This is a genomic window from Gammaproteobacteria bacterium (genome assembly GCA_019911805.1).
Taxonomy (GTDB): Bacteria; Pseudomonadota; Gammaproteobacteria; order Thiohalobacterales; family Thiohalobacteraceae; genus JAHJQQ01.
This window is the reverse complement of the sequence record JAIOJV010000074.1, coordinates 112392-127376: the sequence shown is the minus strand read 5'-3', so window position 1 is coordinate 127376 and position 14985 is coordinate 112392. Positions and strand designations below refer to the sequence as shown.

13 protein-coding genes are annotated in these 14985 nt (G+C 65.2%); 12 read left to right on the top strand and 1 reads right to left on the bottom strand.

Annotation, left to right across the window (positions count from 1 at the left end; translation table 11 throughout):
- Positions 1–15 precede the first annotated feature (15 nt).
- Positions 16–1170, top strand: a complete 1155-nt coding sequence (locus tag K8I04_08395) for an MFS transporter (protein MBZ0071725.1) — start codon at positions 16–18, stop codon at positions 1168–1170.
- 124 nt (positions 1171–1294) lie between these two features.
- On the opposite strand, the gene K8I04_08390 is transcribed toward K8I04_08395, so the two are convergent.
- Complete coding sequence (locus K8I04_08390) at positions 1295–2179, bottom strand: LysR family transcriptional regulator (protein ID MBZ0071724.1); 885 nt, start codon at positions 2177–2179, stop codon at positions 1295–1297.
- Positions 2180–2291: 112 nt separating this feature from the next.
- Here K8I04_08390 and leuC point away from each other — a divergent pair, with 112 nt between their 5' ends.
- The 11 genes from leuC to accD all read left to right on the top strand — a co-directional run bounded on the left by leuC (position 2292) and on the right by accD (position 14982).
- Complete coding sequence (leuC, locus tag K8I04_08385; GenBank protein ID MBZ0071723.1) at positions 2292–3695, top strand: 3-isopropylmalate dehydratase large subunit; 1404 nt, start codon at positions 2292–2294, stop codon at positions 3693–3695.
- Positions 3696–3943: 248 nt separating this feature from the next.
- Complete coding sequence (gene leuD / locus K8I04_08380) at positions 3944–4585, top strand: 3-isopropylmalate dehydratase small subunit (protein ID MBZ0071722.1); 642 nt, start codon at positions 3944–3946, stop codon at positions 4583–4585.
- A 169-nt stretch (positions 4586–4754) separates the two neighbouring features.
- Positions 4755–5831: a 3-isopropylmalate dehydrogenase gene (gene leuB, locus K8I04_08375; GenBank protein MBZ0071721.1), complete on the top strand. Its 1077-nt coding sequence runs from the start codon at positions 4755–4757 to the stop codon at positions 5829–5831.
- Positions 5832–5987: 156 nt separating this feature from the next.
- Positions 5988–7010 carry an aspartate-semialdehyde dehydrogenase gene (locus K8I04_08370; protein ID MBZ0071720.1) on the top strand — a complete coding sequence of 341 codons (1023 nt, stop codon included), beginning with the start codon at positions 5988–5990 and terminating at the stop codon, positions 7008–7010.
- Positions 7011–7147: 137 nt separating this feature from the next.
- On the top strand, positions 7148–9646 hold the full coding sequence (locus K8I04_08365; GenBank protein ID MBZ0071719.1) for a hypothetical protein: 2499 nt from the start codon (positions 7148–7150) through the stop codon (positions 9644–9646).
- Between the two features lie 166 nt (positions 9647–9812).
- Entirely contained in the window at positions 9813–10496 is a 684-nt protein-coding gene (locus tag K8I04_08360; GenBank protein ID MBZ0071718.1) for a hypothetical protein, read from the top strand.
- A gap of 62 nt (positions 10497–10558) precedes the next feature.
- The gene (gene truA / locus K8I04_08355; protein MBZ0071717.1) at positions 10559–11338 is read left to right on the top strand and encodes a tRNA pseudouridine(38-40) synthase TruA; all 780 of its coding nucleotides are present in this window, start codon (positions 10559–10561) and stop codon (positions 11336–11338) included.
- Between the two features lie 96 nt (positions 11339–11434).
- Entirely contained in the window at positions 11435–12070 is a 636-nt protein-coding gene (locus tag K8I04_08350) for a phosphoribosylanthranilate isomerase (protein MBZ0071716.1), read from the top strand.
- Positions 12060–13274: a tryptophan synthase subunit beta gene (gene trpB, locus K8I04_08345; protein MBZ0071715.1), complete on the top strand. Its 1215-nt coding sequence runs from the start codon at positions 12060–12062 to the stop codon at positions 13272–13274. Before K8I04_08350 ends, trpB begins: the two co-directional genes overlap by 11 nt.
- On the top strand, positions 13271–14098 hold the full coding sequence (trpA, locus tag K8I04_08340) for a tryptophan synthase subunit alpha (protein MBZ0071714.1): 828 nt from the start codon (positions 13271–13273) through the stop codon (positions 14096–14098). Before trpB ends, trpA begins: the two co-directional genes overlap by 4 nt.
- Before the next feature lie 23 nt (positions 14099–14121).
- On the top strand, positions 14122–14982 hold the full coding sequence (gene accD, locus K8I04_08335; GenBank protein ID MBZ0071713.1) for an acetyl-CoA carboxylase, carboxyltransferase subunit beta: 861 nt from the start codon (positions 14122–14124) through the stop codon (positions 14980–14982).
- Positions 14983–14985: the final 3 nt, after the last annotated feature.

The window sequence follows — 14985 nt, the reverse complement described above, 5'->3', positions numbered from 1 at the left end:
ACCCATATCTTCGTCGTGACTCAACCGCGTTTCCTCTACTGGCGTCTGTCCGGCTTTTATCTGTTTTACTTCGCGACGCTGGGCGCGCTGCTGCCGTACTGGAGCCTGTATCTCCGCAGTGAGGGTTTCGGCGCAGCCGAGATCGGCGAGCTGGTCGCGATCCTCATGGCCACCCGCCTGATCGCACCCGCCCTCTGGGGCTGGCTTGCCGACCGCAGCGGGCGGCGGATACTGATCATCCAGATCGCCTCACTGCTGGCCGCGCTGATCTTCGCCGGTGTGCTGGTCGATAGCAGCTACCGATGGCTGGCGCTGGTCATGATCGGCTTCAGCTTCTTTTGGAATGCGGCCCTGCCACAGTTCGAGGCGATCACCCTCTCGCACCTCGGTGCGTCCAGTCACCGCTACAGCCATGTCCGCCTGTGGGGGTCCATCGGCTTCATTCTCGCAGTGGCGGGATTGGGACCGCTGCTGGACGCCTACGGCCCGGGTCTTCTGCCCTACATCCTGTTGCTGTTGTTGGGCGGGATCTGGGTGGCGAGCCTGCTGGTGCCGGATCACCCGGGACTGGCCTCGTCTCAGCCACACGCGCCGTTGCGGCAGGTGCTGCGCCGCCCCGAGGTCGTGGCGCTGCTGCTCGTGTGTTTTCTGATGCAGGCCAGCCATGGGCCCTACTACACCTTTTTTACACTCTATCTAGAAGATTACGGCTACAGCCGCTCCGCCATCGGCCAGCTCTGGGCGCTGGGGGTGATCGCCGAGATCGGTGTGTTCCTGATGATGCATCGCTGGCTGCCGCGCTTCGGTGCGTGCCGGCTGCTGATCGCCAGCCTGGCACTGACGACGCTGCGCTGGCTGCTCATCGCCGGCTGCGGTGATCACCTGTCGATCATCCTCGGCGCGCAGTTGCTGCATGCGGCAAGCTTCGGCGTTCACCACGCCGTCGCCATCCACCTCATTCATCAGTACTTCGTCGGTCGCAACCAGGGGCGCGGCCAGGCGCTCTACAGCAGCCTCAGTTTCGGTGCAGGCGGTGCGGTCGGGAGCCTGGCGGCGGGTTATCTCTGGACGGCCGTCGGTGCACAGTGGACCTATGTTGCCGCCGCCGCCATCAGTGGGCTCGCCTGGGCAGTCGCCTGGAGGAGATTGAAGCCCGTTCGGTTCGGTTGAGAGCGGACCTGCATCCGGGTACCCATGACGTGGATGAATCAGCAGGTCCGCTACAGGGTGCGTTGGTACAGCGACACCGTATCGGCACCCGAACCCGGTGCGTCAGGCGGTATCTCGATGCCGTCTACCGGCTGGCCGTGTGGGTGGGGACGGGCAGCAGTTCGATCATCGCCCGCGCCGCATTCGACAAGGTACGCTCGCGATGCCGGACGGTGCCGAGGGTGCGCCGCAGACGCAGATCACGCACCGGCAGCATGTGCAGTTGCCGGTCGACCATGGTCTGCGGCAGCAGACTCCAACCCAGCCCCACCGACACCAGCATCTTGATGATCTCCAGATAATTGGTGGACAGCGAACTGCGTAACCCGATGCCGAGGTCGTGGAAGGCGCGTTCGGCAATCTGTCGGGTATAGGTCGAACTGGCCGGCAGGATCGCCGGGTGGGCGGCGAGGTCGGCGATCTGCATCCGGCGGCGCTGCGCCAGGGGATGATCCGGGGCGCAGACCACCACCAGCGGATCGTCCCAGACCGGCCGCAGGTCCAGTGGGGCGTGCGCCTCCGGCGGCAGCGTGACAATGGCAAGTTCCAGGTCACCGGTCTCCACCGCGTGGCAGGCGGCCTCCGAATCCATGAAATGCAAATCCAGGGTGACTGCGGGGTAGCGGGCGGCGAAGGTGCGCAGCGTCGGCGGCAGGCGATGCAGCCCGATGTGGTGGCTGGTGCCCAGGCGCAGCGTGCCGCCGACCGTCCCGCTCAGATCGGCGAGGGCGCGCCGGCTGTCGTCCAGTTCGGCGAGGATGCGCCGCGCCCGCGGCAGCAGCGCCCGACCCGCCTCGGTGAGGTCCACCGCGCGGCCGATGCGGTCGAACAGCCGTGTCTGGAAGCCCGTCTCCAGGGTCGCGATGCGCTTGCTGATCGCCGGCTGGGTCAGGTGCAGCTGGGTCGCGGCGGCCGAGAACGACTGGGATTCAGCGACGGCGACGAAGGCGCGCAGGTTGGCGATGTCCATACTGAAAATCTCATACTGGAATTCTTAATGGTTATATATAACATGAAAAATATGAATTTGAGTTATCTTATTGCCGAGTCTACCATCGGTTGCCTGAGCGGGAGAGACAGACATGGCCGGTAAGACCCTCTACGACAAACTCTGGGATGCCCATGTGGTGCGCAGCGATGCCGACGGTACCACGTTGCTGTACATCGATCGCCATCTGGTGCACGAAGTCACCTCGCCGCAGGCCTTCGAGGGCCTGCGTCTGGCCGGTCGCAGGCCCTGGCGGACCAGTTCCGTGTTGGCGGTGCCCGACCACAATGTGCCCACCACCGCACGTGCCGCCGGCATCGCCGACCCGATATCGCGCCTGCAGGTCGAGACCCTGGACGCCAATTGCGCCGAGTTCGGCATCACCGAATTCAAGATGGACGATCGGCGCCAGGGCATCGTACATGTGATCGGACCGGAGCAGGGTGCGACCCTGCCGGGTATGACCGTGGTGTGTGGTGACTCACACACCGCCACGCACGGCGCGTTCGGTGCACTGGCCTTCGGCATCGGCACCTCCGAGGTGGAGCATGTGCTGGCCACGCAATGCCTGATCCAGAAGAAGGCGAAGAATTTCCTGGTGCGCGTGGCCGGTATGTTGCCGCCGGGCGTGACCGCCAAGGACATCGTACTCGCGATCATCGGTCGTATCGGTACCGCCGGCGGCACCGGCTATACACTGGAGTTCGCCGGCGAGGCGATCCGTGCGCTGTCGATGGAAGGGCGCATGACCGTATGCAACATGGCCATCGAGGCCGGTGCGCGCGCCGGCCTGATCGGCGTCGATGAGACCACGATCGAATACGTACAGGGCCGCCCCTATGCGCCGCAAGGCGATCTCTGGGAGCAGGCCGTGGCCGCGTGGTCCGACCTGCATTCCGACGCCGACGCCGTGTTCGACCAGACCGTCGTGCTGAACGCCGCCGCCATCGTGCCGCAGGTGACCTGGGGTACCTCGCCGGAGATGGTCGTGGGCGTCGATGCGAGCGTACCCGATCCCGCCGCTGAGACAGACCAGGTCAAGGCCAATGGCATGCGTCGCGCATTGGACTACATGGCTCTCGAGCCGGGCACCGCGATCCGCGACATCCGCCTCGACAAGGTGTTCATCGGATCCTGCACCAACTCGCGCATCGAAGACCTGCGCGCGGCGGCCGCGGTGATCCGGGGTGGCAGGGTCGCGGCCAACATCAAGCAGGCGCTGGTGGTGCCGGGCTCCGGTCTGGTGAAGCACCAGGCCGAGGCGGAAGGCCTGCACGAGATCTTCACGGCTGCCGGCTTCGAATGGCGTGAGCCGGGCTGCTCCATGTGCCTGGCGATGAATGCCGACCGCCTGGAACCGGGCGAGCGTTGCGCCTCGACCTCGAACCGCAATTTCGAGGGCCGGCAGGGCCAGGGCGGCCGCACTCACCTGGTCAGTCCCGCAATGGCCGCGGCGGCGGCGATCGCCGGTCACTTCGTCGATGTGCGGAATGTATGAATTGAACCGCCAGGGCACCGAAAATGTTATTGAACCGCCAAGACGCCAAGCACGCCAAGAAGCCTATGGGAACCGCCAAGGCGCCAAGACGCCAAGAATGCTATGGGAACCGCCAAGACGCCAAGACGCCAAGAATGCTTAATGAAAAAGCTGATCAACATTAGTAACGGTTTTCTTGGCGTCTTGGCGCCTTGGCGGTTCAACACTGTCTTTTCTTGGTGTCTTGGCGGTTCACAAACGAGGTGGTAATGGAAAAGTTCACGACATTGCAGGCATTGGTCGTACCGCTGGATCGGCCGAACGTCGATACCGATGCGATCATCCCCAAGCAATTCCTGAAGTCGATCCGCCGCAGTGGCTTCGGCCCGAACCTGTTCGATGGGTGGCGCTATCTGGATCATGGGGAGCCGGGTCAGGACAACAGTGGCCGGCCGCTGAACCCGGATTTCGTGCTGAATCAGCCGCGCTACCAAGGCGCGCGCATCCTGCTCGGGCGCGAGAATTTCGGCTGCGGTTCTTCGCGCGAGCATGCCGTGTGGGCGCTGGAGGATTATGGCTTCCGCGTCGTGATCGCACCGAGCTTCGCCGACATCTTCTTCAGCAACTGCTTCAAGAACGGCGTGCTGCCCATCGTGCTGGACCCGGCCAGAATCGATGCGTTGTTCGAGGCCGTGGCGGCGACGCCCGGTTACCGGTTGACGGTGGACCTGCAGGCCCAGACCGTGACCACACCGGACGGTGAGGTGTTGGGCTTCGAGGTCGATCCCTTCCGCAAACACTGTCTGCTGGAAGGGCTCGATGACATCGGCCTGACCCTGCAGCACGCCGACGCGATCCGTGCCTACGAGGAACGCCGCCGCACCGAGGCGCCGTGGTTATTTGGTAATTAGAACCACGAAGGACACCAAGGGCACAAAGGAAATCCCGAACAATGTAAAACCGTGAGTTCTCCCTCTCCCATCAACGGGGAGGGGGCTTGCCGTTCGACATTCATTGATGATTTTTCCTTGTGTCCTTCGTGTCCTTGGTGGTTAAAACAAAGCATTTCAGGAACCGCACATGACAAAAAAAATCCTGGTACTCCCCGGCGATGGCGTCGGTCCCGAGATCGTCGCCGAGGCGTTGAAGGTCCTCGACCATCTGCGCAAAGACGGCGGGCTCGACGTCGAGATCGAGCAGGGCCTGGTCGGCGGTGCCTCCTACGACGCCCACGGCGAGCCGCTGACGGCGGCGACGTTGGAACAGGCCAAGGCCGCGGACGCGGTGCTGCTCGGCGCGGTTGGCGGCCACCAGTGGGAATCGCTGCCGATCGCCGTGCGCCCGGAAAAGGGGCTGCTCGGCCTGCGCGCCGGCATGGGGCTGTTCGCCAACCTGCGCCCGGCGATCCTCTATCCGCAGCTCGCCGATGCCTCCTCGCTCAAGCCGGAGGTGGTTGCCGGCCTGGATATCATGATCGTGCGCGAGTTGACCGGGGGTATGTATTTTGGTCAGCCGCGCGGAGTGCGCCAGTTGGATGGCGGTGAACGCCAGGGATTCAACACCCTGACCTACACCGAGTCGGAGATCCGGCGCATCGGCCGGGTCGCCTTCGAGATTGCCGCCAGGCGTGACGGTCGGGTGTGCTCCATCGACAAGGCCAACGTGCTCGAATGCACCGAATTGTGGCGCGAGGTGATGACGGATCTGGCCAAGGAGTATCCGGCCATCCAACTTTCGCATATGTATGTCGATAACGCCGCCATGCAGCTGGTGCGCGCGCCCAAGCAGTTCGACGTGCTGGTGACGGAGAACATGTTCGGGGATATCCTCTCCGACGAAGCGGCCATGCTCACCGGCTCCATCGGCATGCTGCCCTCGGCCTCGCTCAACGAGCGGGGGCAGGGCATGTACGAACCCATCCACGGTTCGGCCCCCGATATCGCCGGCAAGGGTGTGGCCAATCCCCTGGCGACCATCCTGTCGGTGGCGATGCTGCTGCGCTACAGCCTGGAGCGCGCGGACCTGGCCGTGCGTATCGAGGCTGCGGTCGGCCGCGTGCTGGATCAGGGCCTGCGCACGGCGGATATCATGTCCCCCGGCATGCAGCAGGTGGGTACGGCAGAGATGGGCGACGCGGTGGTCGCGGCATTGCGCTGAACCCTGGCGCACTGACATGCAAAGAACTTTTACCGCAAAGGACGCGATGGGACGCAAAGAACTTCCACAAAGAAGCTTTTATTGAAAACACCTTTGCGCGCCTTTGTGTCCTTTGCGGTTAAATTTGGCATTCTTCAATTCGAGGTCTGAGCGGACATGAGCAAGAAGTTCGATGTGGCGGTGGTGGGTGCGACGGGTGCGGTCGGTGAGACCCTGCTGGAGATCCTGGCGGAGCGCAAATTTCCCGTCGGCGAGGTCTATGCCGTGGCCAGCAGCCGTTCGGCAGGCAGCCGGGTCAAGTTCGGCGATCGTTGGCTGGTGGTGCAGGACCTGGCGGAGTTTGACTTCTCCAAGGTCCAGATCGGTCTGTTCTCGCCGGGTGCATCGGTGTCGGCAGTGTATGCGCCCAAGGCGGCGGCGGCCGGCTGTGTGGTGATCGACAATACCTCGCAGTTCCGTTACGACGACGACATCCCGCTGGTCGTGCCGGAGGTCAATCCGCAGGCCATCGCGCAGTATAAGCGCCGCGGTATCATCGCCAACCCGAACTGCTCGACCATCCAGATGCTGGTGGCGCTCAAGCCGATCCATGACGCCGTGGGCATCACCCGCATCAACGTCTGTACCTATCAGGCCGTGTCCGGCACCGGCAAGGAGGCGATCGAGGAACTGGCAACCCAGACCGCCAACCTGCTCAACGCCAAGCCATGCGAGGCCAAGGTCTATCCGCGCCAGATTGCCTTCAACGTGCTGCCGCAGATCGACGTATTCATGGACAACGGCTACACCAAGGAAGAGATGAAGATGGTCTGGGAGACCCGCAAGATCATGGGCGACGACAGCATCCAGGTGAACCCGACGACGGTGCGGGTGCCGGTCTTCTATGGGCACTCCGAGGCGGTGCACATCGAGACCCGTACGAAGATCACAGCAGATCAGGCACGTGAATTGCTTGCCAAAGCCCCGGGCATCGTGGTCGTGGATGAGCGTAAGGATGGTGGCTATCCGACTGCAGTCACCGAGGGCGCCAACCATGACCCGGTCTATGTCGGTCGTATCCGGGAGGATATTTCCCACCCCACCGGTTTAGATTTGTGGGTGGTCGCCGATAACGTGCGGAAGGGGGCGGCCTTGAACAGCATCCAGATCGCGGAGCTGCTGGTAAGAGATCACTTATAGACTATAGTCGTCTCCGGGTTTGTTAACGAAAACTACCGACTAGAACGATTTGGTTGCACTACGAACCTCACTCACCTTCGGCAGATAGGATCGGCTTGTCGCCAAAGGCGAGCCGGTCGGCCACAAGAGGAAGCAACATGGTAAGGAAAACGGCCCTGGTGACGGCCATGCTGGCAGCGTTCGCGAACCAAGCCTATGCGATGGGACTCGGCGACATCCGCCTCAACTCCGTCCTCAATCAGCCCTTCAACGCAGAGATCGAATTACTCTCACCGACGGCCGGTGACCTCGCGCAGCTGCGGGTCGTACTGGCGTCACCGGAAGCGTATGGCCGGGCCGGTGTCGAACGGGCATTCTTCCACACCAAATTGCGCTTCGCGGTGGTACCCCGGCCCGATGGGTCGGCGGTGATCAAGGTCACCAGCCGTGATGCAGTACGCGAACCTTATCTGGACTTTCTGGTCGAGGCGACCTGGGGCTCCGGTCAGGTGCTGCGCGAGTACACCGTGCTGGTGGATCCGCCGGCCCTGATGCCGGGCCCGGTACCTGTGACCCGCGCCCCGGCCGTGGCGGCGCCCCCGCCGGTGTCGGCGGCTGCACCCGCCCCGCGCGGCGCCACCCCGGCAGCCGGCTACAGCGGTGGTGAATATCGCACCAGCCACCACGATACGTTGTGGCGCATTGCCGCTGAGGTACGGCCCAGCGATGCCGTCAGCATGGAACAGACCATGCTCGGCCTGCTCGCGGCCAATCCCGAGGCGTTCTACGATCAGAATATCAACAATCTGAAGGCCGGTTATGTCCTGCGCGTGCCGGGTGTAGACGAATTGGCCGCAATCGAACAGGCCGACGCGCTCGCCGATGTGCGTCGGCAGAATCGTCTCTGGCGTGACGGTCGCACAGCGGCCGTCGCGGCGCCAGACACCCCGGTCGCGGGGGACGATCCGGCTGTGACCGACGGCGTAGCCGCACCGACCATCGACGCAGCGGAGCCGCAGTTGAAGCTCGTTGCGCCGGAGGGCGTGCCCGGGAGCGGTGCTGAGGATGCCGCCGGCGTAGCGGGGCTGCGGGAAGAGCTGGCGTTGGCGAGCGAGGCCGTCGCGGCCGAGCGCCTGCAGAATCAGGAACTCAATGCGCGCGTGCAGCAGCTCGAAGAGCAGCTTGCCACCCTGAACCGCCTCGTCGAGCTGAAGAACAACGAACTCGCCCAGCTGGGCGGTACGGTAACGCCAATGCCGGAGGTACCCGGTACGTCGCCAGACATGCCTGCGGACACGGCCACGGATAGCATTCCGGCCGCAGACACAGGCGTGGAAATGGCGGTGGCCGGCATCGGGTCGGAGGCGCCGGCCGAAGGCGCGCCCGGCATGGATGACGCAGTTCCGGAGCAGGCCCCGGTCGAATCGGCCATGGAACTGGCGGACGATACTCTGGCAGAAGAGAGCACGACACCCGCGGTAACGCCCCTGCCGGCCATTGAGCCCGCTGCCACTGACGCGGAGCCCCCGGCACCCGCAGCGTCACAGGATGAAGGTCTGGTCGCCAGCCTGCTTGCCAACCCCATGGCGAAGTGGGGCGCGGCCGGTGGTGCGATCCTGGTGGCGCTGTTCGCCTGGTTGGCGAACCGTCGCCGGCGTATGCAGGACGGCCGCTTCCAGGAGAGCATCCTGGCGGAGAGACAGTCGGTGACTGCGACGCCCAGCGCGGCCCCTGCGGCGGTTGCGGCTGCGGCCGTTGCACCTGCCCCGGCCGAACCGGAGGCCGCGGAAGCGGCGACATCCAGCCATTCGGACTCGTCGCTGTTCACCGATTTCGCCGTCAGCGACATGGGCGCGATCCAGAACGACGATGAGGCCGACCCGATCGCCGAGGCGGATGTCTATCTCGCCTATGGACGTTACCAGCAGGCCGAGGAACTGGTGCGCAGTGCCATGGCGCGTGCACCCGAGCGGATCGATGTCAGGCTGAAGTTGTTCGAAATCCTGGCTGCCGCTCAGAACAGCGGTCCGTTCGATACCGAGGCGGAGGCCCTGCTGGCCGACCTGGGTGACCAGGATGACGAGACCTGGAAGCGCGTGGCTGAAATGGGGCGCGAACTGAGTCCGTCGAATCCCCTGTATCAATCCGGCAGCGTGAGTGCGGCCAGATCCCCCGTAGCGGCTGTGGCCGTTGCGGAGGCCGCCGAGCCCGAGCCTGTCGATGAGGAACTCGCTGCGGACAACGGCCTCGCCTTCGACATGGGCGACATGGGCGACATGGCTGGCATGGGCGAGCAAGTGGGAGATGCCGACCTGGAGTCGTCGGAGGCCTCGATGTCGGGCGACGACGACAACAGTCTGGACTTCGATCTGGGCGATTTCGAAGCCTTTGCCAGGCCCGCAGCAACCGCGGAGTCGGAAGCGGCGGTCGCGGATGACCTGGAGTTCGACCTGAGCACCGTGGCCGAGGACGACGAGGCCGCCAACGAGGGGACCCTCACCGCGTCCGACGAGGTGGCGACCAAGCTGGATCTGGCGCGTGCCTATATGGAAATGGGCGACCCCGACGGTGCCCGCGGCATCCTCCAGGAAGTCATGGAGGAAGGCAGCGACACCCAGCGGTCGGAGGCGGAATCGCTGTTGCAGAAGGTCTCCTGACGCCCCGGATGCCGGACACCCCGAGTCCCTGACCACCATCGAACCCCGCCTCGGCGGGGTTTCGTTTCATCCAGAAACCCCCTGTCAGCCACGGAAGGTTTATCCTTCCCCGGTCTTACATACTCTGCCCGGCGTCGTGACAGACGCCTGATTCGGAGGCCCGCCGATGGCACCACCGGTGCGTATCCTGACTCTGTTGGTGGTGGCCGCCGCCCTGGCGACGGGGCGGCCGCTGTTGCTGGCAGCCGGGACCCTGGTGGTATTCGCCGGCTGGGCCGTGGCGGCGATCAGGGTCCCCGGCTTCGATGCCCGCGGCGTCGGTCGCATGCTGCGACGGGTGCGCTGGCTGCTGTTGGCCATCCTGCTGGTATACGGCGGACTCACGCCAGGTGAACCATTGCTGCCGATCCTGAGTGCCTGGTCGCCGAGTGCCGAAGGGATGCGACTGGGCGCGATCCGGGTGGTGGCGTTGGTCGTGATCGTGGCCGCCGTCTATCTGTTGCTTGCGACCACGGCACGCGGCGCACTGGTCGGCGGTTTGCTCTGGTTCGGTGCGCCGGCGCGTCGTCTGGGGCTGGATGATCACCGTTTCGCCGTGCGCCTGATCCTGGCGCTGGAGGCCGTGCCGCAGGTGCAGGATCTGGCGCGCGATGCCCTGCGGCGGCAGACCGGACATTCGCGCCTCGAGCGTCTGGCGGGCGCCGCCGGCGAGACCCTGCGCGCGACCCTGCAGCAGGCCGATGCAGCGCACGGTCCGATCGAGGTGCCGGAGCGATCGCCGGTACCGGTTGGACAGTGGCTGGTGCCCCTGTCCCTGGTGGTACTGTTCGCGGGCCTGTTACTGGGCTGAGGGCGCACCCGTGGTTGGTCTGCTACCATGCGCGCCGGTCAGGTGTTTCCGGGTCAAGGGGCATGCGCATCGCGCTGGGGATCGAATACGACGGCAGCCGCTTCAGCGGTTGGCAGCGCCAGACGCACGCCGTCGGCGTACAGCAGGTGCTGGAAGAGGCCCTCTCGAGCGTGGCGGACCACCCGGTCAAGGTCGTGTGCGCCGGACGCACCGACGCCGGTGTGCATGCGACGGCGCAGGTGGTGCATTTCGACACCGAGGCCGAGCGCAGCCCGCGGGCCTGGGTTCTGGGCGCCACCTGCAAACTGCCCCCCGAGGTGTGCGTGACCTGGGCGCAGCCGGTCACTGAGGCCTTCCACGCGCGCTTTTCCGCGACCGGCCGCCGCTACCGCTACGTCATCCTCAACCGTCCGGTCCGTCCCGCCCTGTTGCACGGGCGCGTGTGCTGGGAGTACGGGCCACTGGATGACACACGCATGGCCGCGGCCGCGGTCTGCCTGCGCGGCGACCACGATTTCAGCTCCTTCCGTGCCCAGGGCTGCCAGGCCCGGCATCCCCGGCGCGAGATCTATTCCCTGGATATATGGCGGCAGGGTGAATTCATTTATCTCGACGTCGCGGCCAACGCGTTTCTGCACCACATGGTGCGCAATATCGCGGGCACATTGATGGCGGTCGGCCGGGGCGAGCGGCCGGCGGAGTGGGTCTCCGAGGTGCTGGCCGCCCGCGACCGCAGTGTCGCCGGGATAACCGCTTCGGCCACGGGTCTGTACCTGGTGCAGGTGCAGTATCCGGAACGGTTCGGCGTGCCGCAGGCGGCGCGGTTGCCGTGCGTGGGGTGAGTGGCAGTTGGTCGCCGGACGGTGGCACAATAGCCGTTTACCGGCCTGATCGCAGCAGATCAATGGAAAATCAGTTTAAAAGTGGGTGGCTCCAGCGTGCGGACGCGGGTTAAGATCTGCGGCATTACCCGTCCCGAGGACGGCGTGCGCGCGGCAGCGCTGGGTGCCGACGCAGTCGGTCTGGTGTTCTATCCGCAAAGCCCGCGGGCCGTGACGGTCGGACAGGCGCGGGCGATCGCCGCCATGCTGCCGCCATTCGTCACCCGGGTGGGGTTGTTCGTCGATGCCGCGGTCACGGAGGTCGAGGCGGTCCTGGTGCAGTTGCCCCTGGATCTGCTGCAGTTCCACGGTGACGAGGTCGAGCCGTACTGTGTGCAGTTCGGCCTCCCGTATCTGAAGGCCGTGCGGATGCACCCGCAGCGGGATGTCAGCACCTATATGAGCGCGTATCCCAGCGCCAGCGGCTTTCTGCTCGATGCCTATCACCCGGCGGTACCCGGCGGCAGCGGCGAGCACTTCGACTGGTCGCGGGTGCCGGCGCAGCGGCCGGCGCCCATCGTGCTGGCCGGCGGCCTGCATCCGGGCAACGTCATCGCTGCCGTGCGCCAGGTGCGGCCGTTCGCGGTGGATGTCAGCAGCGGTGTCGAGGCGAGTAAGGGCGTCAAGGATCCGGCCAAGATGATGGAATTCATTCGAGGAGTGCAACGTGCCGATCACGAACATGGCGCCTAGGCCTGCAAGCTGGCGCGACCTGCCGGATGCCGACGGGCATTTCGGGCCCTACGGCGGCCGTTTCGTCGCCGAGACCCTGATGGGGCCGATCGAGGAACTGCGCCTGGCCTACACGCGTCTGCGCGACGACCCGGAATTTCTGGCCGAACTCGACCGCGACCTCGCCCAGTACGTCGGCCGCCCGTCGCCGCTCTACCATGCCGAGCGCTGGAGTGCGAAACTCGGCGGTGCGCAGGTCTATCTCAAACGTGAAGACCTCAATCACACCGGCGCGCACAAGATCAACAACACCATGGGCCAGGGCCTGCTGGCGCGGCACATGGGCAAGACGCGCATCATCGGCGAGACCGGTGCGGGCCAGCACGGCGTCGCAACCGCGACGGTCGCCGCACGCCTGGGGCTGGAATGCGTGATCTACATGGGTGCGGAGGACATCAAGCGCCAGACGGTCAATGTGTTCCGCATGCGCCTCCTCGGCGCCCAGGTGGTGGCGGTCGAATCCGGCTCGAAGACACTCAAGGACGCGCTCAACGAGGCGATGCGCGACTGGGTGACCAACATCGACAACACCTTCTACATCATCGGCACGGTCGCGGGCCCGCATCCGTATCCGGCGATGGTACGTGATTTCCAGTCGGTGATCGGTCGCGAGGCACGCACCCAGATCCTCGATCAGACCGGGCGGCTGCCCGATGCCCTGATCGCCTGCGTCGGTGGGGGTTCCAATGCCATCGGGCTGTTCCATCCCTTCCTGGACGACGATCAGGTCGCGATGTACGGCGTCGAGGGCGGTGGTGACGGCATCGCCTCCGGGCATCACGCCGCACCGCTCTCTGCCGGCCGGCCGGGGGTGCTGCACGGCAACCGTACCTATCTGATGGAAGACAGCGACGGCCAGATCATCGAGACACATTCGATCTCCGCCGGCCTCGATTACCCAGGCGTCGGCCCGGAACACGCCTGGCTCAAGGACACCGGTCGCGCGCAGTATGTCCCCATCACCGATGACGAGGCGCTGGCGGCCTTCCACAGCCTGACGCGCATCGAGGGCATCATCCCGGCCCTGGAATCCAGCCATGCACTGGCCTATGCGATGCAGCTCGCACCGACCATGGACAAGGACCGAATCATCATCGTCAATCTGTCGGGGCGCGGTGACAAGGACATCCATACCGTGGCGACACGGGAGGGCATCACCGTATGAGCCGCATCGCCACACGTTTCGCCGCGCTGCGCCAATCCGGGCGCAAGGCACTCATCCCGTTCGTGACCGCCGGGGACCCCAACCCCGAGGTCACCGTGCCGCTGATGCATGCGATGGTCGCGGCGGGCGTAGATCTCATCGAGCTCGGCGTGCCGTTCTCCGATCCCATGGCCGACGGCCCGGTGGTGCAGGCCGCCTGTGAGCGCGCGCTCAGGCACCATGTGAGCCTGCGCGATGTCTTCGACATGGTGCGCCGCTTCCGTGAGCAGGATCAGGACACACCCGTCATTCTGATGGGCTACCTCAATCCCGTCGAGGTCATGGGGTATGCCGAATTCGCCCGTGCGGCACGCGCCGCCGGCGTCGACGGTGCCCTGACGGTGGATCTGCCGCCGGAAGAGGCCACCGACCTGCTGACGGAACTGCGCCACGCGGAAATCGACCCCATCTTCCTGTTGTCACCCAACACCAGTGACGAGCGCGCGCACCGGATCGCGGCCCAGGCCAGCGGTTTTCTCTATTACGTCTCGTTCAAGGGCGTCACCGGTGCGAACCGTCTGGACGTCGGTGCGGTCGCCAAGAAGCTGGATACCATCCGCACGCTGACGGACATCCCGCTGGGTGTAGGTTTCGGTATCAGTGATGCGCAGGCCGCCGCCGCGGTCGCGGCCGTCGCCGATGCCGTCGTCGTCGGCAGCGCGCTCATCAAGCACATCGCCGACCTGGCCGACCAACCGGACCGTATCGCTGCGCGTGTCAGTGGCGTTCTGCGGGACATGCGCCAGGCGATGGACGCGCAGCAGCATCAGGCCGCCATCCGTTGAAACTTTACTGATCGGAATTGACTATGAGCTGGTTCGAGAAATTGCTGCCGACGCGCATCCGCACCGAAGGCGGCACCAAGCGCACCGTACCGGAAGGGCTGTGGACCAAGTGCGATGCCTGCAGTGCCATGCTCTATCGGGCGGAACTCGAGCGCAACCTGGAGGTATGCCCGAAGTGTACGCATCACATGCGTATTGGCGCGCGCCGCCGGCTGGACGCCTTCCTGAACGAGGAGCCGCGCGAGGAGATCGCCGCCAACATCGAGCCGCTCGACATCCTGAAGTTCAAGGACAGCAAGCGGTACAAGGACCGCCTGGTGCAGGCGCAGAAAAAGACCAACGAGAAAGACGCGCTGATCGTGATGCGCGGCCAGGTCATGGACGTGCCGCTGGTGGCCTGCGCCTTCGAGTTCGGCTTCATGGGCGGCTCCATGGGTGCCGTGGTCGGCGAGCGTTTCGTGCGTGCGGTGAATCTGTGCCTGGAACAGAACCTGCCGCTGGTGTGCTTCTCAGCGAGCGGCGGGGCACGCATGCAGGAGGCGCTGTTCTCACTGATGCAGATGGCCAAGACCAGCGCGGCGTTGGCGAAACTCGCACAGGCGCGGTTGCCGTATATCTCGGTGCTGACCGACCCCACCATGGGTGGTGTATCGGCGAGCCTCGCCATGCTCGGTGACGTCCATATCGGCGAGCCCAATGCGCTCATCGGCTTCGCCGGACCGCGCGTGATTGAGCAGACCGTGCGCGAGACTCTGCCGGAAGGCTTCCAGCGCAGCGAATTCCTGCTCACCCATGGGGCCATCGACATGATCGTCGACCGCCGCGACCTGCGTGAACGCATCGCCAACCTGCTCGGTATCCTGCTGCACCGCAAGCCGGCCTGAGGG